Origin of the sequence: Pseudarthrobacter sp. W1I19 (assembly GCF_030817835.1) — a bacterium.
Lineage (GTDB): Bacteria > Actinomycetota > Actinomycetes > Actinomycetales > Micrococcaceae > Arthrobacter.
Window position 1 is genome coordinate 4538735 of sequence record NZ_JAUSZR010000001.1, and the last position, 22600, is coordinate 4561334.

Genomic DNA, 22600 nt, shown 5'->3' on the forward strand with positions numbered 1-22600 from the left:
TAGTTGTGAAGAAATCGGACCGTATTGCCCGTGACCTTGAGCTGTCAGTCATTGGCGCCATGGAGAATGCCAAAGATTGGGCGTCTCCGCGCGTGGAAGCAGCTGTGGACCGTCTGCAGCACAGCCTGGATACTGCATCTCCCAAAATCCAGGAGGGCCTGAAGACTGCTGCGCACAAGGCGGCAGATGGAGTGGCCACCGTGACGCCGCGTATCCAGGACGGCCTGGCCCAGCTCGCTCCGCGGATCAACGACGCGGTGGACGGTGCTTCACCGCGGCTGCATGAAGCCCTGGACAGGGCCACGCCCGTCATCCTCAATGCACGTGACCGGGTGGTGGTTGAATACCTGCCCCGCCTGTCCGATCAGATCGGCTCCGCATCCGGCATTGTGCACCGCACGCTTGAAAACACACCCGCACGCGTGGACGCCGTCGCCCAGAAGCTTGGCGACGTAGGAATCATCCACGCCCTCCAGGAGCAGGCCCTGGCTACCGGGACACAACTTAAGGCAGCTGCGACTCAGGCTGGCCGCACGGCGACCATTCAGCTGGCGGAGCCCGAGGTGCCGAAAAAGCGCGGCTGGCTGGTGTTTGGCGTCATCGCTGCGGCAGTTGCGGCGGGAGTGGCAGCCTGGAAGGCTTCCAAGCCGGTCGAGGATCCCTGGAAGACGCCGTCCCCGGTCACGTCCACGCCCGCACCGGTCCCGGCCACCACGGTGAACGACGTTCCAGAGGCCACCGCCGGTACTGCCGCTGGCACCGCCTCCGGCGCAACCGATGAAACGGCCGACGATTCCGCGGACAAGGCCAAGCACGTGGCGGAGGATATTCCCGGCGCCACGGCCCCGATTGTCACGGACGCCAAGACTGCCACCCAGGACATCGCCTCCAACATCGGTACCAACGGCAAGTCCACCGCGGACAAGGACGCCACGCAGTCCTAGCAGTCCTGCGTTGTGCCTAAGGGCTCCGCCTCCGTGACAAGTTCACTGGGGCGGGGCCCTTTATTCATCTCCACATGCCATCGCGCTCCCGGGCAGGCCCCTGATCGGTGCTAGATTTGGACTGATGTCAGCCGATCAATCCTCTGAGGATGCCTTGAACGACGCAGCAGTACAGCCCCGCGTGTCCATTGTCATCCCGGCATATAACGAGGAAAGTGTCATCCGGCAGTGCCTGATAGCTGCCATCTATCAGTCGGTGCCCGCCCACGAAATCATCGTGGTGGACAACCTCTCCAAGGACCGGACCGCTGATATCGTCCGCCAAATGCAGCTTGAGTATCCGGAAAGCCCCATCATCCTGCTCAGCCAGGACAAGGAACAGGGACTCATACCCACCCGCAACTTTGGCCTGGACAATGCTACCGGCGACATTTTGGGCCGCATCGACGCGGATTCAGTGGTTGAGCCAGACTGGGTGGAGCAGGTGCAGCGCGCGTTCGACGACCCGTCAGTCCAGGCCGCCACCGGCCCCGTGGTCTATTACGACATGCCCATGCGCCGCTTCGGCCTCAAAGCGGACGACAAGATGCGCCAGCTCATGCTGAAGCTGGCCAAGCACCAGTACCACTTCCTGTTCGGCTCCAACATGGCCCTGCGTTCTTCGGCGTGGCAGATCATCCGCTCCGAGACATGCCGTGACGAGAAGGACGAGATGCATGAGGATATTGATCTGTCCCTGCACCTGGCAGACCACGACCTGAAGATCAACTACTGCCCCCAGATGGTGTCCGGCATGTCCGCGCGCCGGCTGGAGGATTCACCCCGCGACTACCGCTATTACGTCACCCGCTTTGACCGCACATACAAGGCTCACAACGTTAAGAAGATGGCCCTCAAGGCCCCCATGGTGGTCTTCTTCTCTGTGTATTTCCCGGCCAAGCTCCTGCGGGCCATCCACACCGTTAATACAGCCCAGCCTGCCCGCCGCGGCGGCCAGTAGGCTTCGGCGGGAAACGCCGGCCTAAGGGATCAGTCCGTCCCAAGTTCGGCCAGCGGCCGGTCCGGTGGTCCGTCCTGATCCCGGTTTCCTGCTCCGCGTCCCCGCCTTCCCGCCCGTCCAGGCTTTTGCCCGAGGACGACGACGGCGAGCCCCACCAGGATCAGTCCCAGTCCCGCGTAGGTACCGGCGGGGAGCTTCTCCTGGAGGAACAAGGCAGCCAGGAGGGCTGCACCGGGGATTTCCAGCAGGATGATCATCGACACCAGCAGCGGGCTCATCGTGGCGAGCAGGTGGTTGAACGCGGTATGCCCCACGAGCTGGGCGCAGACGGTGATCGCCAGAATGCCCAGCCAGCCGGCCGCCTCAAAGCCCGCCAGGGGCTGGCCCCCCAGCAGGGCCATCACCGCCACGAGGACAGCACACATTCCGTAGCAGAGCGTTGTGTAGGTCCCGGTGGTCATGCTTTGCCGGGCCTTGCCTCCCGCCAGGGTGTACAGCCCGGCCAGGGCTCCGCCGGCCACGGCCAGCAGGTCTCCCAGGAGGGCATCGGGAGAAGATCCCATATCAAAGCCCGTAATCGCCACCACTCCGCCAAAGGCGATGCCCAGCCCCGCCAGCACCTGCCAGCGGTACCTGGTTCCCCTGAAGAGCTGGAAGACAGCGATCCACGCGGACTGCAGGCAGACCAGCGCCGTGGCTGCGGCGACGGACGTCAGCTGCAGCGACGTAATGAAGCAGGCAAAGTGCAGGGCAAGGGCGACGGCGGCGAGCAGCGACCAGCGGAATTCCCCCCTGGTTACCCTGCCGAACTGGGCGGGCTGGCGGATGAGGGTGGGGGTGGCCATCACGGCGGCACCGATGGCATTGCGCCAGAAGGCTATGGCCAGGGCACTGACGCTGGTGGCCCCCAGGGTGGCTGCTATCAACGGGCCCGAGGAGGCAACACCCAGGACACCAAGGGCTGCAATAAAGAAGGCCACCATCCACCCCTACGTATGCCGGAGAAAACAAAAGTCCCGGCCAGCGTTTCCGCTGAACCGGGACTTCCTTATGGTGGAGGCACGGGGACTCGAACCCCGAACCCCCTGCTTGCAAAGCAGGTGCGCTACCAATTGCGCCATGCCCCCATAAGAAGCAACCCGTCCATCATACCCTAGAACCTTGGGGCTGCTGACCAGCTCAAGGACCGGGCATCCGGCCTAGTCAACCGAATCGGTCGACTTGCTCCAGACTGTTTTCCGGGCTTCGGATTCCTGTGCTTTCCGGTAGACCAGGACGCCTGCGATTGCCGCTGCCAGTACAAGCAACTTCTTCACATGCTCCCCGTTCCGGTCCGGCCGCAGTACTGCGAACCAAACCTCCACTTGAACCTGCACAGGTTCCGTGGGCGTACCAGGACTTGAACCTGGGACCTCTTCGTTATCAGCGAAGCGCTCTAACCGCCTGAGCTATACGCCCCGATACCTCATCGGGCCGAGACATGACTTTACAGCACATCCCGGCCCGATCTCAAATCGGGCGCTTTCACCGCAATTTACCCGGTGAAAGCAAGGGCCTAATCGTCGGTGAGGGTAACGCCGATGCCGCCCACCAGGGTGGCGGCAATGTTGTACAGGACAGCCGAAAGCATGGAGAGCGCGGTCAGCAGGACAACGTTCACCACGGCAATGATGGTGGCGAACGAGGCCACCTGCCCCAGCGATGCAACCTTCTTAAGCTCGAAGCCGCCGCCCTCGGAGCCGGCGAGCGTACCAAGCAGGCTGTCCACCTGATCAAAGATGCCGGTGAGGTCCAGGACGGTCCACAGGACGATCGCAGCCACCACCGTGACGATTCCCAGCGCCACGGAGAGCAGGAAGGCCATCTTCAGGACGGACCATGGGTCAACCTTGCTGACCAGCAGCCGCGCGCGCCGGACCTTGGCCTTGGGCGCCGGCTTTACCAGCCCCGGCCCGCCCTGGGCGGGCCGCTGGCCCTGCTGGCCCTGCACCGGACGCTGGCCGGGGACGGACGGTCCCGCAGCCGTGCGCGGCGCGGCCTGTCCCGGCGTCGGCCGTTCACCCTGGACGGGACGCTGGCCCGGGACTGCAGGCCGCTGGCCGGGAGCTGCCGCGGGGGCGGCAGGCCGCTGCTGCGGACGAACAGGAGCGTTCACGCGGGGTGCGGCCGAGGGCCGGTTTCCCTCGGAAGCTGAAGTGTTCGGCCTGGGAAATGAGTCGGGATTACTCACTCGTTACCTCCGTGTTGTCTTCGTTCGGCTCAGCGTCGCCCGAGGCGTCCTCTGACTCAACGGCCGGTGATTCTTCTGCCAGTGCTGACTCTGCGGCTTCCTCCGGGGAACTGCCATCTTCAGCCAACGTTACGTCATCGGCCAGCGATTCCTCGCCCTCAAGACCGCGTTCGCTGTTGCGCGCCACCTCGATGATCCGATCGTTTTTGTCCGGCTTGGCGAAGATAACGCCCATGGTGTCGCGGCCCTTGGCAGGGACACCGACCACCGATGAACGGACCACCTTGCCGCCCTCCATGACCACCAGCACCTCATCCTCTTCCTGGACAATAAGTGCGCCCACCAGGTCACCGCGTTCTTCGGCAAGCTTTGCAACCTTGATGCCAAGCCCGCCGCGGCCCTGGAGCCGGTATTCCTCGACGGCGGTGCGCTTGGCGTAGCCGCCCTCGGTCACGATGAACACGTACGAGCCGTCGGTCACCACGTTGGCGGCGAGCAGCTCGTCCTCCTCACGGAACTTCATGCCGGTGACGCCGGAGGTTGCCCGGCCCATGGGGCGGAGTGCATCCTCAGTGGCGGTGAAGCGGATGGACTGCCCCTTGCGGGACACCAGGAGCAGATCGTCGGTTTCGGAGACCAGCTGCGCGGACACCAGTTCGTCGCCGTCGCGGAGGTTGATGGCGATCACACCGGCGGAACGGTTGGTGTCGTAGTCCTCCAGCCGCGTCTTCTTGACCAGGCCGCGCTTGGTGGCGAGGACCAGGTACGGAGCCTGCTGGTAGTCCTTCAGGTCCAGCACCTGGGCGATGTGCTCGTCCGGCTGGAACGCCATCAGGTTGGCCACGTGCTGGCCCTTGGCGTCGCGGCCGGCTTCCATCAGCTCGTAGGCCTTGGCGCGGTACACCCGGCCGAGGTTGGTGAAGAACAGGAGCCAGTGGTGGGTGGTGGTGACAAAGAAGTGCTCCACCACGTCGTCGCCGCGCAGCTGGGCACCCTTGATGCCCTTGCCGCCGCGCTGCTGCGAACGGTAGTTGTCGCTCCGCGTCCGCTTGACGTAGCCGCCGCGGGTGATGGTGACCACCATCTCCTCTTCGGGGATGAGGTCCTCCATGGACATGTCGCCGTCGAAGCCCATCAGGATCTTCGTCCGGCGGTCATCACCGTGCTTGTCCACGATCTCGCCAAGCTCAGTGCTGATGATTTCGCGCTGGCGCTCCTCGGATCCAAGGATCTCGTTGTATTCGGCAATCAGGGCTTCGAGCTCGGAATGCCGGTCCTGGATCTTCTGGCGCTCCAGTGCTGCGAGGCGGCGCAGCTGCATGTCCAGGATGGCCCGGGCCTGCAGTTCGTCGATGTCCAGCAGTTCCATCAGGCCGTCACGTGCTGCTTCGGTGGTGTTGGACGCGCGGATCAGGGCGATGACCTCGTCCAGCATGTCCAGCGCCTTCAGGAGCGCCCGCAGGATGTGGGCTTCTTCCTCCGCCTTGCGCAGCCGGTACCTGGTGCGGCGGGCGATGACGTCCATCTGGTGGGTGACCCAGTGCCGGATGAAGGCATCCAGGCTCAGGGTGCGGGGCACGCCGTCCACGATCGCCAGCATGTTTGCCGAGAAGTTGCTCTGCAGTTCGGTGTGCTTGTAGAGGTTGTTCAGCACCACCTTGGCCACGGCGTCACGCTTCAGCACGATGACCAGCCGCTGGCCGGTACGGCCCGAGGTTTCATCGCGGAGGTCCGCGATGCCCTGGATCTTCCCGTCCTTCACCAGTTCGGCAATCTTGATGGCAAGGTTGTCCGGGTTGGCCTGGTAGGGCAGTTCCGTGACCACCAAGCAGGTGCGGCCCTGCAGTTCCTCCACGTTCACCACGGCACGCATGGTGACGGAGCCGCGGCCGGTCCGGTAGGCGTCCTCGATGCCCTTGTGGCCCAGGATGGTGGCGCCGGTGGGAAAATCCGGTCCCTTGACGCGGCGCAGGAGTTCTTCCAGCAGTTCCTCGCGGCTTGCGGTCGGGTTGGCCAGGTACCACTGCACGCCGTCAGCCACCTCGCGGAGGTTGTGCGGCGGGATGTTGGTGGCCATGCCGACGGCGATGCCGGAGGAGCCATTTACCAGCAGGTTGGGGAACCTGGCCGGCAGGATGGTGGGTTCCTGGTTCTTGCCGTCGTAGTTGTCCTGGAAGTCGACGGTTTCCTCGTCGATGTCCCGGACCATTTCCATGGCCAGCGGGGCCATCTTGGTTTCGGTGTAACGGGGTGCGGCTGCACCGTCGTTGCCCGGTGAACCGAAGTTTCCCTGGCCCAGGGCCAGCGGGTACCGCATGGTCCAGTCCTGGATGAGGCGGACCAGGGCGTCGTAGATGGCGGTGTCGCCGTGGGGGTGGTACTGGCCCATGACCTCGCCCACCACGCGGGCACACTTGTTGAAGGATCGTTCCGGGCGGTAGCCGCCGTCGAACATCGCGTACAGCACGCGGCGGTGCACGGGCTTGAGTCCGTCGCGGACGTCCGGGAGGGCACGGCCCACGATGACGGCCATCGCGTAGTCCAGGTAGGACCGCTGCATTTCCGTCTGCAGGTCCACCTGCTCCACGCGGTCCACCAGCACGTCGCCTTCAAGAACGGTGTCCGGGTTCCCGGCTTCGGGGGCCGGGTTCTCGGGTGTTTCGTCGCTCATTTTCTATTTCCGTTTCAGGTATATGTCGGATCTGGAATATCTGTTGGGGTGAAGCCCTAGATATCCAGGAACCTGACGTCCTTGGCGTTCTGCTGGATGAAGTTGCGGCGCGATTCCACGTCCTCGCCCATCAGGACGGAGAAGATCTGGTCCGCAGCCAATGCGTCATCCATGGTGACCTGCAGCAGCGTGCGATTGTCCGGGTCCATGGTGGTGTCCCACAGTTCCGTGTAGTCCATTTCGCCGAGGCCCTTGTACCGCTGGATGCCGTTGTCCTTGGGGATGCGGCGTCCTGCCGCTTGCCCCGCCAGGAGCTTGGCGTCGCGTTCCTTGTCGCTGTACACGTAGTCGTGGGCAGCGTTGGACCACTTGATCCGGTACAGCGGCGGCTGGGCCAGGTAGACGTAGCCGTTTTCGATCAGCGGGCGCATGTAGCGGAACAGCAGCGTCATCAGCAGGGTGGTGATGTGCTGGCCGTCCACATCGGCATCTGCCATCAGGACGATCTTGTGGTACCGGAGCTTGGAGAGGTCAAAGTCCTCACCGATGCCCGTGCCGAAAGCCGTGATCATGGACTGGACTTCCGCGTTGCCCAGGGCCTTGTCCAGGCGGGCACGCTCCACGTTCAGGATCTTGCCGCGGAGGGGAAGGATGGCCTGGGTCTCGGGGTTGCGGCCGCGCTTGGCGGAACCGCCTGCCGAGTCTCCCTCCACGATGTAGACCTCGCACCTCGCGGGATCCTTCGAGGAACAGTCGGACAGCTTGCCCGGCATGCCGAAGGATTCCAGCGGGCTCTTGCGGCGGGCGTTGTCGCGGGCTTTGCGTGCAGCCATGCGGGCCTGCGCGGCGGAGATCGCCTTGCGGATGACGTCGCGGGCGGGACCGGGGTTGCGTTCCAGCCAGTCGCCGAGCCCGTCGGTAACAACGCGCTGGACGAAGCCCTTCACCTCGGAGTTGCCCAGCTTGGTCTTGGTCTGGCCCTCGAATTGGGGCTCGGCGAGTTTGACGGAAATGACGGCGGTGAGGCCCTCACGGATATCGTCACCGGTGAGGTTGTCGTCCTTTTCCTTGATGATGCCCTTCTCCCGCGCATAGCGGTTGATCAGGGAGGTCATGGCAGCGCGGAAACCCTCTTCGTGGGTGCCGCCTTCGTGCGTGTTGATGGTGTTGGCGTAGGTGTGGACGCTCTCCGAGTAGGCGTTGGTCCACTGCATAGCCATTTCCAGGGCAATCTTGCGCTCCTGGTCCTCGGTTTCGAAGGCGATGACGTCCTCGTGGACCACGTCCACCTTCTTGCCCGAGTTGAGGTGCTTGACGTAGTCCAGCAGGCCCTCGTTGTACTGGTACACCACGGTGCGGTGCTCTGCACTGACCTCGCCCTCGGTGACCACGCCGTCCAGGTCGAGGTCGGCGTCCGCCTCGCTGTCGCCGGTGGGGGTGCGTTCGTCGGTCAGGGTAATGCGCAGGCCCTTGTTGAGGAACGCCATCTGCTGGAAACGTGCGCGCAGGGTCTCGAAATCGAACTCAGTGGACTCAAAGATCGCCGGGTCCGGGTAGAACGTCTGGGTGGTGCCGGTGAGGTCGGTTTCCTCACCCTGTACCAGGCTGCCCTGGGGCTTGCCGCCGTCGGCGAAGGACATCCGCCAGACATGGCCCTGGCGGCGGACCTCTGTGTCAACCCGGCTGGAAAGTGCGTTGACAACGGAGATGCCCACGCCGTGCAGTCCGCCTGAAACGGCGTAGCCGCCACCGCCGAACTTGCCGCCCGCGTGCAGGATGGTCATGACGACTTCCACCGTGGGTTTGTGTTCGGTGGGGTGCATGTCAACGGGAATGCCGCGGCCGTCGTCAACAACCTTCACGCCGCCGTCGGCCTGGAGCACAACCTCGATATGCGTGCAGTAGCCGGCCAGGGCTTCATCAACGGAGTTGTCCACCACTTCGTACACCAGGTGGTGGAGGCCGCGGGGTCCGGTGGAGCCGATGTACATACCGGGACGCTTCCGGACAGCTTCCAGGCCTTCAAGCACGGTAATATCGCTGGCGCCATACTCTCGTGGAGTGTCAGGCGTGCGGGCATCCTCGACTGCGGATTCAACTGCCAGAATATCTGTATTGTCGTTAGCCACAGGCGCTGTCGACTCCTCTGTTCTCGATGATGGCCGGCCGAAAAGCTCTTCCAGGCATGGAAAAACCGTCCGCCAACAGGCACAAACTTATGGCGCCGGCTACTAGCTGATGGTGGGATCCGAAATCCGCTGTTGTAAGCGTGCGGAGAACGGACTCAGTCAACGTTTCACCGGCGCCCAGTTATCTACAACGATTCTACCGTGTAACAGGCCGGATTCCCGCATTCCGGGGACCGTGGATGGCTGACGATATGCCCGCTGCAGGGCGTTGAGCGCGCCTTGGGCGCTCCGAAACTCCGGCCAGCGGGTGCCTGTACACCCTCCGGCCCTTCCAGGGCGCTACACGGCAATCAGAGGATTTTCAACAGTTCGACGGCGGGCTATCCGTAAGTGTCCCGCGGTCCCCGGCCGTTGACTGTCCGGCCGCCCTTGCGCCAGCTCGGCGCGGACGGCCCCAAAACCTGGATGCTCGTGACCACACCGTCGCCCAGTTCCACCCGGAATTTCTCGAGAAGGCTCAGGCTGAGGAGCCGCAATTGCGTGGCCCAGGCCGTTGAATCACACCTGACATGGAGCGTGGTGTCCGTGAAGCTTTCGGGTGTGCAGTGGGCCGAGATTTCCGGCCCCACCAGGGTGGCCCATTCCGCCATCACGGAGCCGACGGCAACCGGTGAGGTCCAACCGCGTTCGGCCACCAGGCGGCCTACTACTTTGCCCAGTCCCAGCGGATCGCGGCCGGTGGCATGGAACTGGTTGAATCCGCGGGTATCCCGGATACCGCGTTTGGCCTTCTGGGATCCGGGACGCACTGCCGCCCTGCGGATTTCGCCCCGGGCGGCCGCGGCTTCCCGCATTCTGTTCAGGGCGGCCTGGGGCGCATCGATATTATCGGGTTCACGGCCCGGCTGCCGGGCGTCGTCGTCCTTGGCCCTACTCATCGATACCTCCCGCGATGACCTTCACCCGCCGTCCGGACAGCTCTTCCGGGATATCGGCGTCGACGGCGGCGGTCACCAGGACCTGTTCCGCACCCGAGACTATTGCGGCCAGTTTACGCCTGCGCTGCACGTCCAGCTCGGCAAAAACATCATCAAGGATCAGGATGGGAGCGGAACCGCCGGTCCGGGCATCGTCCAGCATCACGTAATAGGACGCCAGGCGCAGCGCCAGGCACGTGGACCACGTTTCACCGTGGGATGCGTACCCCTTCGCGGGCGCCTGTCCCAGGACCAGCTCCAGTTCGTCGCGGTGGGGACCCACCAGCGAAATGCCGCGCTCCAGTTCCTTGCGCCGGGCGTCGGCGAAGGCGCGCACATAGCGCTCCGTCAGCTGCTCCACGGTGAGCTGGCGCAGGTCCTCAGCTTCAGCTGTTGTACCTCCGGCTCCGCTGCCGGCCGCGCGCAACTCGGGTGCGCCGTCGTCGTCCATCTGGTTCTGGAGGGTGGAACGGTAGATGGCGTCGGCCGGCTTTGAGGTGTCCGTGAGCCCGGCATATGCCTTTGCTAGGTGCGGGCGGAGGCGTTCCACCAGCTCCAGCCGGGCATGCAGGAGTTCGGCACCGGCTTTGGCCATGTGCTGGTCCCACACATCCAACGTTGTTTCATGCGCCGAGGTGAATTTGCCCGCCCGGGCGGACTTCAACAGGGCGTTGCGTTGTTTGAGCACACGGTCGTAATCGCTGCGGGTGGCCGCGTGGTGCGGAATCAGGCTGGCCAGGAGTTCATCCAGGAAGCGGCGGCGGTTGGACGGATCACCCTTCACCAGGGCCAGGTCCTCGGGCGCAAAGAGCACGGTTTGGCAAATGCCCAGCAGGTCGCGGGCACGGACCGGATTGCTGCGGTTGATCCGGCCGCGGTTGGCCCGGCCCGCATTGATTTCCAGTTCGAGGACCGTGATCTGCCCGCCGCGGACCAGCCGGGCCCTGACCAGGGCGCGCTCCGTGCCGAACCGCAGCAGTGGAGCATCGGAGCTGACCCGGTGGGAGCTGAGGGTGGCCAGGTACCCGATGGCTTCCATCAGGTTGGTCTTGCCGATGCCGTTGTATCCCACCAGGACGGTGACGCCCGGGCCCAGGGCAAGGTCAACCTGGGCGTAACTGCGGAAATCAGTCAGCGAGAGGTGTTCTATGTACACGCGGTTTTCGGCAATTCCGGGAACCTCCCAGGTTCCCTCTGGTTGCTACTTGGCAGGACGGGTTGCGTGCCCGCCGAACTGGTGGCGCAGGGCGGACACCATCTTCATGGCGGGAGAACTGTCCTCGCGGGATTCAAAGCGGGCGAACAGGGCAGCCGTGATGGCAGGTGCGGGAATGGCGTTGGCGATGGCTTCTTCCACAGTCCACCTGCCCTCGCCCGAGTCCTCGACGTAGTCGTCGATGTTCTGCAGCCCCGGATCCTCGTCCAGCGCTTTGACCAGGAGGTCCAGCAGCCACGACCGGACCACGGTGCCCTTTTGCCAGGCGCGGAAGGTGCCGGGCAGATCGTTGATGATGTCCTTGGATGCGAGGAGCTGGTACCCCTCGGCGTACGCCTGCATCAGGCCGTACTCGATGCCGTTGTGCACCATCTTGGCGTAATGGCCCGCGCCGATTCCGCCCACGTGGACAAAACTGTCGGCCCGTTCGCCTTCAGGGCGCAAGGCGTCAAAGACCGGAAGGGCCCGTTCGATGTCGGCGGCGTCCCCGCCTGCCATCAGGCCGTACCCGTTCTGGAGCCCCCACACGCCGCCGGACACACCGCAGTCAGCGAAGTGGATACCCTTTGCGGCCAGGAGTTCACCGTGTTTTTGGTCCTCGGTAAAGCGTGAGTTGCCGCCGTCTATCACCAGGTCGCCCTCGGTGAGTTTTTCGCTGAGCTCCTTCACCACGGCGTCCGTGATGTCGCCGGCAGGAACCATCACCCAGATGAGCCGCGGGACGGGCACAGCTGCAATGAGCTCATCAATGGAGCCGGCGTCCGTGACGTCCGGGTTCCGGTCATAGCCGGTGACCTCAACGCCGCCTTTGCGCAGGCGTTCGCGCATGTTGAATCCCATTTTGCCAAGGCCAATCAGTCCAATGTGCATAGGGGAATCTCTTTCTGCGCTGGGTGTCGGTTGTCGTTTTGGGGCCCAGAACGGCGACAACTGTCTGGGCCCCCGCCGCCAGGGTTCCCTGGCCGTGGGCCCCCATCGGCGAGGGGCCCTCCTGAGCTTGCGAAGGTTGGGAGCCGATGGGGACTTGCGAGGCGAGGGTGGCGGTGGGGACTAGTTGGGGAGGCGGACCGGCATCACGAGGTAGCGGTAGTCATCCTGGTCTTCGCCGTCCGCGTCCGCCTGGGCCGTGATCATGGCCGGCTTCGGTGCCGTGGTGAATGAGAACCGGACGAACTTGGTTTCAATGACACTCAGGCCTTCCACCAGGTAGTGCGGGTTGAAGGCCACAGTGATGTCGTCGCCGGAAAGTTGGGCTTCCAGTTCCTCGGACGCCTGGGCGTCCTCGCCGGTGCCGGCGTCCAGGTTCAGCAGGCCCTGGGTGAAGGCGAGGCGGACCGGGGTGTTCCGTTCTGCCACCAGTGAGACGCGACGTACCGCTTCGACGAGTTCCTGGGTCTGGACCGTTGCGTGGATTGGCGTGGAATCCGGGAAAAGGGAGCGGATCTTCGGGTAGTCGCCGTCCACCAGCAGGGACGTGGTGGTGCGGCCGCCGCTTTCGAAACCGATCAGCCGGCTGTCGTCATCCGAGAGGGCAAGCTGGATGTCTCCGCTGTTGCCGAGGGTCTTGGCCACCTCGTTCAGGGTTTTTGCCTTGACCAGTGCGCTGGTGGAGATGCCGGGAGTTACCGGCTTCCACGGAACTTCACGCATGGCGAGCCGGTAGCGGTCAGTGGCGAGAAGGGTGATGAGGTCGTCCTCGATCTCCATCCGCACACCGGTGAGGATGGGCAGGGTGTCGTCCTTGCTTGCAGCAATGATCACCTGGGAAACAGCCTGGGCAAACGAGTCACCGGGAACTGTTCCGCTCACCGTCGGCAGGGCGGGAAGCGGCGGGTATTCCGCTTCGGGCATGGTGGCCAGGTGGAAGCTGCTGCGGCGGCAGGTGAGAGTGACCTTGTTGCCGTCCGTTTCGACGTCCACAGGCGCGGAAGGCAGGCTGCGGCAGATATCAGCGAGGAGGCGGCCCGAAACCAGGATAGTTCCTTCGTCCCGGATGTCAGCGGCAATCTCCAGGCGTGCGGAGGTTTCGTAGTCGAAACTCGAGAGGCTGACCGTGCCTGCTTCAGCCTTCAGGAGGAGGCCGGAAAGGACGGGTACGGGCGGCCGCGGAGACAACGAGCGGGCTGTCCAGGTGACGGCTTCTGCCAGGACGTCCCGATCGACTCTGAACTTCACGGAAGGGTGCCGCCTTTCATTGCTGCTGCGTTGGTGTTCGACGAAACTTCCCGCAGGAAGCTCCTCAAGGAGTTGTCCCAGACCTGAACTTGCATGGTCCGTGCTGCCTGAACCACGCGGAAACCCAAGGATGGGAGCGCTGCTGACAGCTTAGCCGGAAGATCCGCGATTAACCCATCCCCACTTTGCCGGGCTGGCCCCTTGGGGCCGGCGGCCCCTCCGAGCGGTGCGGGCGGATCGATCTTGTTGTTTGAGGGACTTCAAATTTTTGGGATTAGTAGTGTTAATAACTGCTGTGGAAACTGTGGATAACTGCCTCCAGCCGCACGATCCGGCGGTTAAGCCCTGTTCATGGACTGTGGGTGGAGGAGGTTTTAAACAGGGTGTGGATGGGGATAAGAATTTTGGCGTTTTTCGCGATCCACAGGCGGCTTAAGGGTTTTAAGCCCATTAACCGCGGTTGTCCCCTTAAGTATCCACAGGCTTATCCACATGCACCTGTTAATAAGGTATAGATGCTTCGTCAGGAATCGCGCTGCTGTTGCTTAATCCGGTTGGTCAGCTCGGTCACTTGGTTGTAGATCACACGGCGCTCGGCCATCAGCTCACGGATTTTCCGGTCTGCGTGGATCACGGTGGTGTGGTCGCGGCCGCCAAGTTCCTGGCCGATCTTGGGAAGCGACATATCCGTCAGCTCCCGGCAGAGGTACATGGCGATCTGGCGTGCGGTGACCAAAGTCCGGGTGCGGGACTTGCTGCAGAGCTCTTCCATGCTGAGCTTGAAGTACTCGGCCGTCTGCTGCAGGATCTGGCTGGACGTGATCTCCTGGGCGCCGTCGTCGGTGATGAGATCCTTGAGCACCATCTCGGCGAGGGCAACGTCCACGGGCTGGCGGTTGAGGCTTGCGAACGCGGTGACCCTGATCAGGGCGCCTTCGAGTTCGCGGATGTTGCTGGAAATCTTGGACGCGATGTACTCGAGCGCGTCGTCGGGAGCGGAAAGTCCTTCACTGAGGGCCTTCTTGCGGAGGATCGCGATACGGGTTTCCAGTTCCGGTGGCTGGATGTCCGTCAGCAGGCCCCACTCGAAGCGCGACTTCATCCGGTCCTCGAATCCGGCGAGCAGCTTGGGCGGCTGGTCGGAGGTGATAACCACCTGCTTGTTGTTGTTGTGCAGCGAGTTGAACGTGTGGAAGAACTCCTCCAGCGTCCGGTCCTTGCCGGCCAGGAACTGGATGTCGTCGATGAGCAGGACGTCCACGTTGCGGTAGGTGGTCTTGAAGCTGGCGCCTTCGTCATCACGGATGGAGTTGATGAAGTCGTTGGTGAATTCTTCGGAATTGACGTACCGCACGCGGATGCCGCTGTAGAGCCGGCGGGCATAGTGGCCGATGGCGTGCAGGAGGTGGGTCTTGCCCAGTCCCGAATCGCCGTAAATGAACAGCGGGTTGTAGGCCTTGGCCGGGGCTTCGGCAACAGCGACGGCCGCGGCGTGGGCAAAGCGGTTGGACGAGCCGATCACGAAGGTGTCAAACACGTACTTGGGGTTCAGCCGCCCGAATTCGTGGGAGGTGCTGGGCAGCATGGGCTGCGGCTTCTGCTCGATCAGCTGGTCCGGCGAGAAGGAAGGCTCGACGACGGGTTCGGGCTCTTCGTGGATGGGCACCAGATCCGTGTCCACGTCAATGGCACAACGGATGTCCTCGGAGAAGACGCTGTGCAGGGCATCATCCAGGGCGTCCTTGACCTGGGTCTGAAGCACTTCCCGGGTGAGTTCATTGGGTACTGCCACCAGCAGGGTGGAACCGATCAGGCCCTGGGCCTGGGCGAGGATGACAAAGCCACGCTGCCGCGGTGAAACGCGGTGGTCCTGTTCCAGCAGGCTGACAACGCGGCGCCAGGAACTTCCGACAGTATTGGCGTGATTGGCTTCGTCTACTGTCATCAATTGGTTCCCTCAAAACTTGCTTTGCCTGCATTGCCTGCAGCCGCAAGCGCGGAACCAGGATCCGGTTCAGCTTCATCCACAGGGTTATGCACAGCACGTGGATAATCGGCTACTGGGCCACTCTAGGGGATGAAAAGCCTAGAAGATAGCTGGCAAGTAGCTTGTGGATAATTACACCGTTGTGGTTCTGAAAAGGAGCCTGTGAGCCACTTCATCCACAGGCTTCAGGGGCAGGTTTGCCACAGCTGGGGACAACGCCGGCGGCCTGCTTCGGTTTGACTGGGGGCACTGAATTGCCCTAACGTTGTGAAGTCCTTTGTGTCCGCTTTTTGGCCCCATCTGAAACTCTCAGACGCAGTGCGTGTGAGCAGCCGGGGGAAGCGTGCATATACAAACTTAGCGTCGGCCAGTTCTTCCCCATACTGATCGGGTGGGCGCACCTTTGATCCACTGGAGTAACTAACGTGAGCAAGCGGACTTTTCAGCCGAATAACCGCCGTCGAGCCAAGAAGCACGGCTTCCGCCTTCGTATGCGTACCCGTGCCGGCCGCGCCATCCTGGCAGCCCGTCGTGGTAAGGGCCGTACCGAGCTGTCGGCGTAAATAACTGACTTGTCGGTAGACATTTCTTTGCGAGTTTAAGGTGCTGGCCACCCGCAACCGTTTGAGGACTGCAACCGATTTTTCAACAACTGTACGTTCCGGTGTCCGCAATGGACGCCGGAACGTAGTGTTATATGCGGCAGCTATTGCTGCCGACGAACCCAGCCGGATCGGGTTCATTGTTTCCAAAAGTGTTGGGAACGCTGTGGTCAGGAACCTCGTTAAGAGGAGACTGAGGGAAGCCGGTGCTGCCTCGCTGCGCGAGTACGGTACCGGGTTCGCCATAGTGGTCAGGGCGCTGCCTGCGTCCGCGTCCGCGAGCTGGGAGCAACTGCTCTCGGACTACAACGCTGCACTGGAGTCGACAATGGCCCGTCTGACCGGCCGCCCCCGGGCTGCCGCCAACGGTTCGGCCGGTACAACACAGGAGGGGACACCGCGTGCGTAACGCCACCGCCGTCGTCGCCCATTTACATCCTGTTGTGGCCGCCGTGGCGCTGTTCCTCTGGAACCTGCCCCGCAACATCCTCATTCTTCTGTTGAAGGCCTACCGCAAGGTGGTTTCTCCCTTGTACGGCCAGGTCTGCAGATTCTTCCCTTCATGCTCGGCCTATGCCCTTGAAGCGATCACTGTCCATGGTGCCGTCAAGGGAAGCTGGCTTGCTGCGCGCCGCCTTGCCCGCTGCCATCCATGGAATGCCGGCGGTGTGGACCATGTCCCCGCCGGCCACCGGGAATGGCCTGCCAGCCAGACCCCCACAATTGTTGTGCTGAACAACCCGGACAAGTACCTGGCTGCTCGGACTGATGGAGAAGGCCGCACGGCGGCCTGACGAATAGGGATAAGTATGGACTTCTTTGAAACAATCATGTTTCCGTTCAAGTGGCTTGTGTCCGTCATCATGGTGGGCTTCCATGAGGGCTTGAGCGCGATCGGCCTGCCCGAAGCATCGGGCTGGACCTGGACGCTGTCCATCATCGGCCTGGTGCTGGTGATCCGCGCCGCCCTGATTCCCGTGTTCGTCAAGCAGATCAAGGCCCAGCGCGGCATGCAGCTGCTGCAGCCTGACTTGAAGAAGCTGCAGGACAAGTACAAGGGCAAGACAGACCAGCTGTCCCGCCAGGCCATGGCGCAGGAACAGATGGCCATGTACAAGAAGCACGGGACCAACCCGTTCTCCGCCTGCCTGCCCATGCTGATCCAGATGCCCTTCTTCTTCGCCCTGTTCCAGGTGCTGTCCGGCATCAGTTCCGCCAAGACCCAGGGCAAAGGCATCGGTGCCATGAGCCAGGAGCAGGTGGTGCAGTTCGACGAGTCCAGCATTTTCGGAGCTCCGCTGTCTGCCGCACTCCTTCACGGCGGCGCCACCAACGTGGCCGTCGTGGTCCTCAGCATCGTGATGATCCTGGCCATGACAGCCTCGCAGTTCATCACGCAGAAGCAGATCATGGCCAAGAACATGTCTGAAGAAGCCATGGCCAGCCCCTTTATGCGCCAGCAGAAGATGATGCTCTACATCCTGCCCATTGTCTTCGGTGTAGGCGGCATCAACTTCCCCATCGGTGTGCTCATCTACTGGACCACCACCAACCTCTGGACCATGGGCCAGCAGTTCTTTGTCATCCGCCGTATGCCGACGCCGGGATCCCCCGCAGCGAAGGCCCTCGCCGAGCGCCGTGCCGCCAAGGGCCTTCCGGCCCTTTCGATCCTGAGTGGTAAGAAGGACGACGACGCGGACGCAGCGGCTGCCGCCGCTGCCGTGGCGCAGGCAAAAGGACAGCGCACACAGCCACAACGCAAGAACAGGAAGAAGAAGTAATGTCAGCCGAGAGTACCGAACAGGCCCTTTCTGAAGTGACTGTCGACGAGCAGGACGAGTCCTTGGACCAGGATGTTTCCTCCCCCAAGGCTTCCTCAGCCAGCCGCCTGGAGGAAGAAGGCGACGTCGCAGCGGACTACCTCGAGGAGCTGCTGGACATTGCAGATATCGACGGCGACATCGACATCGAGGTCCGCAACGGACGCACTTACATCTCCATCGTTACCGAGGAGGAATCGGACAGCCTCGACAGCCTGGTGGGCGAGGACGGCGAAGTCCTTGAAGCCCTGCAGGAACTGACCCGCCTCGCCGTGCTGTCCGCCACGGAAAACCGTTCGCGCCTAGTGCTGGATATCAACGGCTACCGGCAGGAGCGCACTGGCCACCTGCAGAAAATTGCTGAGGATGCGGCCGCCACTGTAAAGGAAACCGGCCAGGCAGTTGCCCTGAAACCGATGAGTGCTTACGAACGCAAGATCGTCCACGACGCCGTTGCCGACCTCGGCCTGGTGAGCGAGTCCGAGGGCGAAGGTGCCGGCCGCCATATCGTTGTTTCCGCGGACTAGAGAATTGCTGATTCGCTGATCATGGTTGACATCACGCCAGCTGAGCTTCTGGCAGCTGAGAAGATTTTCGGTGACCGCCTGGACCTCGCTAAGCGTTACGTGGAACACCTCGCCACCTCCGGAACTGAGCGCGGGCTGATTGGCCCCCGCGAGATCCCCCGGCTCTGGAGCCGCCATGTCCTGAACTGTGCGGTCATTGAAAGTGCGATAGCCCACGGCAGCCACGTGGCGGACGTCGGAAGCGGGGCCGGACTCCCGGGCCTGTGCCTCGCTATCGCGCGCCCGGACCTGGAACTGACCCTGATCGAGCCGCTGGAACGCCGGGTGATCTGGCTTCAGGAAGTGGTGGATGACCTGGGCCTGGAGAATGTCACGGTGATGCGCACCCGCGCCGAGCTGGCAGTGGGACACGTGGACGCCGATGTTGTGACCGCGCGTGCTGTTTCTGCCCTGAGCAACCTTGCCGGCCTCACCATCCCCCTGCTCGCAGGCAAGGGCGAAGTGGTTGCCATCAAAGGCCGCAGCGCGGGCGAGGAAATCGAGAAGGCGGCTAAGGTCATCCGGAAGCTGGGCGGTGTGGAGACATCCGTCCTGACGGTTGGCGATAACCTGCTGGAGGAGCCCACCACCGTGGTACGCATCGTTGTAAACAAGTCCCAAAAGAAGTCCTAGTGTTGGCCCGGCAGCCGCAGTCTGCCGGAGTAAGCAGTTAGGCTAGTCAACGGCAGCAAAATTAGCTGAACGAGAGTGAGTGTGCCCCAGTGACCAGTAGCGAAGCCTCCACACAACGGATACCCCCGTTTGTGTCTCTGGGGTCAGCACGTTCTTTCGCTGGGACTGTCTCGGGCGCCTCCGGTGTACTCGGAAATCAACCTGGTGCGGTATCAAGCTCTTCTCCGGTGTTCGTTTCACGTGAAACAACCTCCACAAGTAGGGGGAACATCATCGACGCCATTGATGATTCCAGTCCCATTGCCCGTGAACTGGCGCATGAGACCCGCCGGCGCGAGCGGTTGGTGGGCCGGCAGTTGCCGCGCCCGGAGAAAACGCGCATCTTCACGGTTTCCAATCAAAAGGGCGGGGTGGGGAAGACCACTACCACCGTTAACATCGCTGCGGCCCTCGCAGCAGCCGGACTGAACGTCCTGGTCATCGACATTGACCCCCAGGGCAATGCGTCCACCGCGTTGGGCATCGAACACCACGCTGATGTGGACAGCATCTATGATGTCCTGATCAATGACGTGCCCTTGGCCGACGTGGTGGCCCAGTGCCCGGACATCGGAAATCTCATCTGTGCGCCGGCCACCATCCACCTGGCCGGGGCCGAAATTGAACTGGTGTCCCTGGTGGCGCGTGAGCAGCGGCTCCGCAGGGCTATTGATGTTTATGCCAAGGCCCGCGAGAAAAATGGCGAACAGCGCCTGGACTACATCTTTATCGACTGCCCGCCGAGCCTTGGCCTTCTGACAGTCAATGCATTCTGTGCAGCCAACGAAGTGCTCATTCCCATCCAGTGCGAGTACTACGCGCTGGAAGGCTTGAGCCAGTTGCTCAAGAACATTGAGATGATCCAAAAGCATCTCAACGCGGACCTTGTGGTTTCCACCATTCTGCTCACCATGTATGACGGCCGCACCAACCTTGCTGCGCAGGTAGCCGCCGAGGTCCGTCAGCATTTCCCGGAACAGGTCTTGGCCGCAGTGGTACCGCGTTCGGTACGCATTTCGGAGGCGCCGAGCTACCAGCAGACTGTAATGACTTACGACCCCTCATCCAGTGGCGCCCTGTCCTACCTGGAAGCTGCTGCTGAAATAGCAGAACGCTAAAATCTTCAAGAACTGCAACAACTGGAGCCCGGCTGGACCTGGCTCTTCCACTGGAGGGATTTATCCATGAGCGAGAAGCGACGGGGCCTAGGCCGCGGTCTTGGCGCACTGATTCCGAGTTCCGCCGGTGCTAATGGGGCGGGCAACGGAACAGCTGCAGCGCGCCCCGTCGATCTCTTCTTTCCCGAGGGGCGCCGCAAGACCGATCCCGCCGAGTCTGTTGTGGATTCGGCGCCGGTGGAAGAGTTCGATGCCGGCACCGCTGCCGGTACCTCTTCTGTTGAGTTGCCGGATGCGGTGTCGAAGGGATCATCTTCCACATCCTCGGGCAACGGCTCACGCAAGCCCGCAGCCGCAAAGTCCTCCACTGCAAAGAGCGCAAGCCCCGATGGGCCCGCTACGAAATCCAATGCCAGTTCAAACGGTAGCGGCAATGCCACGGCGGCCAAGAAGGCTGCCGACGCGACTGAAGTTCCCAGTGACAAGCCGGAGGTTCGTGGTGGCCAATCCCTCGAGTCTGTGGCAATTCCTGAGACGGACAACGGTGTTGACCTGGTAGAGGTCCCTGGCGTCCGCTTTGCCGAGATCCGGGTAACGGACATCCACCCGAACCGCAAACAGCCCCGTTCCGTCTTCGATGAAGACGACATGGCTGAGCTGGTTCACTCTGTGCGTGAAATCGGCGTCCTCCAGCCAATTGTGGTGCGGAACTCAACCGAACCCGGTGGAGAGCCGTTTGAGCTCGTTATGGGTGAACGCCGTTGGCGTGCAGTGCAGGCCGCTGGACTGGAAACCATCCCGGCAATAGTCCGGGACACCACTGACGATGACCTCCTGCGTGACGCACTTCTCGAAAACCTGCACCGCAGCCAGCTGAACCCCTTGGAAGAGGCGGCGGCCTACCAGCAGCTCCTCGAAGACTTCGGCACCACGCACGAGCAACTTGCAGACCGCATTGGCCGGTCACGCCCGCAGGTCTCCAATACCCTGCGCCTGCTGAAGCTGCCTCCCCTTGTCCAGCGCCGCGTTGCTGCAGGTGTACTCTCCGCTGGCCACGCACGCGCCCTCCTGGCCCTCCCAGACGCCGCAGCGATGGAACGACTGGCCCAGCGTATTGTCGCTGAGGGGATGTCGGTGCGGGCCACCGAAGAGGCCGTCACCATGTACCAGGATCCGGCGAAGCCTGCCAAGAACAACATTCCGCGTCCAGGCGCGCGTCACGAGCGTCTTGACTATCTCGCTTCTTCGCTTTCGGACCGCTTGGATACCAACGTCAAGATTTCGCTGGGAGTCCGCAAGGGCCGGGTCAGCATTGAATTCGCCAGCGTTGAAGACCTCAACCGGATCATGGATGTCCTGGCACCCGGAGCGGAAAACTAACAAGAGTTTGCGCGGAGTGGTTGCTTGGCCGTTTATACGCCTCTGGCTCACTCTGCATGCTGCGTATCTGGGTGCTCTTGAATCTTGAACGGTGGCGATTCGTTCGCGGTGGGTGTGAAGGCGCCTAAAAGTTGACGAGCAGTTCTCTTAGTTGCAGCGTGGAACGGTGGGTGCATCGGCTCCGCGTTGGCTCCGTTTCCGGCTTACTTCAGAGCCTTCTTTTACCCTACTGAGCTAGAAGAAGCGGCTTTCCTGTACTGCGCTAAGCTAGCTGGCTCAGGCCGGGTCCGTCTCGACTGATCGTGTCAGAAGTGCTGCCTTTCGTTCCTCGGTTTGGTTTGCCCTCTGCAGGTGTACGCCTCGGAAGCTCGCGGTGGGTCTTCGTTTCACGTGAAACAGGTGGGCCGTTTGCTGCGCAAAGCCTTGTATCACTAGCGTTCTGTCGATGCAGACTGATGAAAAAGCACCCTTCCGTGGTCTTTGCAGGCGCCGGTTAGGCTCGATTGCGCTCGTTCTCCTCCCGCTGGTTCCGAAACAGGTAGCTCGAAGGATCGGACGAGTGTGCCGGATCTGATAGGAGATCCAAAGGCGAGGAGACAGACTCTATAGCTCTGCAGAAGGCCTTGCGGTACATAATTGTGCTTCCGTACCCGTAGAGGCAGTGCATTCCACCGTACTAAGAGCGTCCTTCGTGGAGACGATGTGCCAGTGTGGACGAGAGCTACATCTAACGCGAAACGTCAGAGTATTCGCGATGCATCCCCTAGAACCGTACGGCTGCAGTGGCCTGTTACGCCTAGGGGCGCAGCTCTCCTTGCCCACTCCCCGACCTACCGCTTGTCGGATGGCCTACTGTTGTTCGGGCGTCGCTTTCTGGCCCTTCGTGAGACCGTAATAGAACGACAACGTGATAGGTGCCTCGTGAGGTCAACGTGCGTCAGCAAGAACTCGTACGCATATCGGCAATCACTGCCAGGGCCGATTCGGGATCGCCGATCTGATCGTTTCGGATGCAAGAATGAGCTTCAGCTCTCCGACCGAAGGGGCCCGGCGAGCGTTTCACGTGAAACGACTCCTATGAATTCACGCCCCACGCCTGACGCCTTGGCGTTC

20 protein-coding genes and 2 tRNA genes are annotated in these 22600 nt (G+C 62.4%); 10 read left to right on the plus strand and 12 right to left on the minus strand.

What is annotated here, in order from left to right; genetic code table 11:
- Positions 1 to 5: 5 nt before the first annotated feature.
- Together QF038_RS21065 and QF038_RS21070 are read left to right on the plus strand one after the other, a co-directional pair.
- Positions 6 to 944, plus strand: coding sequence for a hypothetical protein (locus tag QF038_RS21065; protein WP_307613000.1), 939 nt, complete (start codon positions 6 to 8; stop codon positions 942 to 944).
- A 124-nt stretch (positions 945 to 1068) separates the two neighbouring features.
- On the plus strand, positions 1069 to 1944 hold the full coding sequence (locus QF038_RS21070; protein ID WP_307613003.1) for a glycosyltransferase family 2 protein: 876 nt from the start codon (positions 1069 to 1071) through the stop codon (positions 1942 to 1944).
- A 29-nt stretch (positions 1945 to 1973) separates the two neighbouring features.
- On the opposite strand, the gene QF038_RS21075 is transcribed toward QF038_RS21070, so the two are convergent.
- From QF038_RS21075 to dnaA, 12 genes are all read right to left on the minus strand, one after another.
- A complete protein-coding gene (locus QF038_RS21075) occupies positions 1974 to 2924 on the minus strand; it encodes a DMT family transporter (RefSeq protein WP_307613005.1) in 951 nt (316 codons plus the stop codon).
- Positions 2925 to 2995: 71 nt separating this feature from the next.
- Positions 2996 to 3071 (minus strand) — tRNA-Ala (locus QF038_RS21080).
- A gap of 72 nt (positions 3072 to 3143) precedes the next feature.
- Positions 3144 to 3320 carry a DLW-39 family protein gene (locus QF038_RS21085; RefSeq protein WP_373461606.1) on the minus strand — a complete coding sequence of 59 codons (177 nt, stop codon included), beginning with the start codon at positions 3318 to 3320 and terminating at the stop codon, positions 3144 to 3146.
- Between the two features lie 8 nt (positions 3321 to 3328).
- Positions 3329 to 3402: transfer RNA gene (locus QF038_RS21090), tRNA-Ile, on the minus strand.
- Positions 3403 to 3499: 97 nt separating this feature from the next.
- The gene (locus QF038_RS21095) at positions 3500 to 4174 is read right to left on the minus strand and encodes a DUF3566 domain-containing protein (RefSeq protein ID WP_307613007.1); all 675 of its coding nucleotides are present in this window, start codon (positions 4172 to 4174) and stop codon (positions 3500 to 3502) included.
- Entirely contained in the window at positions 4167 to 6845 is a 2679-nt protein-coding gene (gene gyrA, locus QF038_RS21100) for a DNA gyrase subunit A (RefSeq protein ID WP_307613009.1), read from the minus strand. Before gyrA ends, QF038_RS21095 begins: the two co-directional genes overlap by 8 nt.
- Positions 6846 to 6901: 56 nt before the next feature.
- Positions 6902 to 8974 (minus strand): DNA topoisomerase (ATP-hydrolyzing) subunit B, encoded by a 2073-nt coding sequence (gyrB, locus tag QF038_RS21105; protein ID WP_307613011.1) that lies wholly within the window; start codon positions 8972 to 8974, stop codon positions 6902 to 6904.
- A gap of 380 nt (positions 8975 to 9354) precedes the next feature.
- A complete protein-coding gene (locus QF038_RS21110; RefSeq protein WP_307613012.1) occupies positions 9355 to 9912 on the minus strand; it encodes a DUF721 domain-containing protein in 558 nt (185 codons plus the stop codon).
- Positions 9905 to 11107: a DNA replication/repair protein RecF gene (recF, locus tag QF038_RS21115; protein WP_307613014.1), complete on the minus strand. Its 1203-nt coding sequence runs from the start codon at positions 11105 to 11107 to the stop codon at positions 9905 to 9907. The genes QF038_RS21110 and recF overlap by 8 nt, the downstream gene beginning before the upstream one ends.
- 45 nt (positions 11108 to 11152) lie before the next feature.
- Positions 11153 to 12037, minus strand: coding sequence for a phosphogluconate dehydrogenase (NAD(+)-dependent, decarboxylating) (gnd, locus tag QF038_RS21120; RefSeq protein ID WP_307613016.1), 885 nt, complete (start codon positions 12035 to 12037; stop codon positions 11153 to 11155).
- A 180-nt stretch (positions 12038 to 12217) separates the two neighbouring features.
- The gene (gene dnaN, locus QF038_RS21125; protein WP_091419638.1) at positions 12218 to 13342 is read right to left on the minus strand and encodes a DNA polymerase III subunit beta; all 1125 of its coding nucleotides are present in this window, start codon (positions 13340 to 13342) and stop codon (positions 12218 to 12220) included.
- 523 nt (positions 13343 to 13865) lie between these two features.
- Positions 13866 to 15287 (minus strand): chromosomal replication initiator protein DnaA, encoded by a 1422-nt coding sequence (dnaA, locus tag QF038_RS21130; protein ID WP_091419371.1) that lies wholly within the window; start codon positions 15285 to 15287, stop codon positions 13866 to 13868.
- A 467-nt stretch (positions 15288 to 15754) separates the two neighbouring features.
- Here dnaA and rpmH point away from each other — a divergent pair, with 467 nt between their 5' ends.
- From rpmH to QF038_RS21170, 8 genes are all read left to right on the plus strand, one after another.
- On the plus strand, positions 15755 to 15892 hold the full coding sequence (gene rpmH, locus QF038_RS21135) for a 50S ribosomal protein L34 (RefSeq protein WP_003800212.1): 138 nt from the start codon (positions 15755 to 15757) through the stop codon (positions 15890 to 15892).
- A gap of 40 nt (positions 15893 to 15932) precedes the next feature.
- A complete protein-coding gene (gene rnpA / locus QF038_RS21140) occupies positions 15933 to 16340 on the plus strand; it encodes a ribonuclease P protein component (protein ID WP_307613019.1) in 408 nt (135 codons plus the stop codon).
- Positions 16333 to 16725, plus strand: coding sequence for a membrane protein insertion efficiency factor YidD (yidD, locus tag QF038_RS21145; RefSeq protein ID WP_170850781.1), 393 nt, complete (start codon positions 16333 to 16335; stop codon positions 16723 to 16725). Before rnpA ends, yidD begins: the two co-directional genes overlap by 8 nt.
- A gap of 15 nt (positions 16726 to 16740) precedes the next feature.
- A complete protein-coding gene (gene yidC / locus QF038_RS21150) occupies positions 16741 to 17712 on the plus strand; it encodes a membrane protein insertase YidC (RefSeq protein WP_307613021.1) in 972 nt (323 codons plus the stop codon).
- The gene (locus QF038_RS21155; protein WP_307613024.1) at positions 17712 to 18278 is read left to right on the plus strand and encodes a R3H domain-containing nucleic acid-binding protein; all 567 of its coding nucleotides are present in this window, start codon (positions 17712 to 17714) and stop codon (positions 18276 to 18278) included. The genes yidC and QF038_RS21155 overlap by 1 nt, the downstream gene beginning before the upstream one ends.
- A 21-nt stretch (positions 18279 to 18299) precedes the next feature.
- Positions 18300 to 18950 carry a 16S rRNA (guanine(527)-N(7))-methyltransferase RsmG gene (gene rsmG / locus QF038_RS21160; RefSeq protein WP_307613026.1) on the plus strand — a complete coding sequence of 217 codons (651 nt, stop codon included), beginning with the start codon at positions 18300 to 18302 and terminating at the stop codon, positions 18948 to 18950.
- A gap of 89 nt (positions 18951 to 19039) precedes the next feature.
- Positions 19040 to 20107 carry a ParA family protein gene (locus tag QF038_RS21165; protein ID WP_307613028.1) on the plus strand — a complete coding sequence of 356 codons (1068 nt, stop codon included), beginning with the start codon at positions 19040 to 19042 and terminating at the stop codon, positions 20105 to 20107.
- Between the two features lie 66 nt (positions 20108 to 20173).
- Positions 20174 to 21487 carry a ParB/RepB/Spo0J family partition protein gene (locus QF038_RS21170; RefSeq protein ID WP_307613030.1) on the plus strand — a complete coding sequence of 438 codons (1314 nt, stop codon included), beginning with the start codon at positions 20174 to 20176 and terminating at the stop codon, positions 21485 to 21487.
- Positions 21488 to 22600 lie beyond the last annotated feature (1113 nt).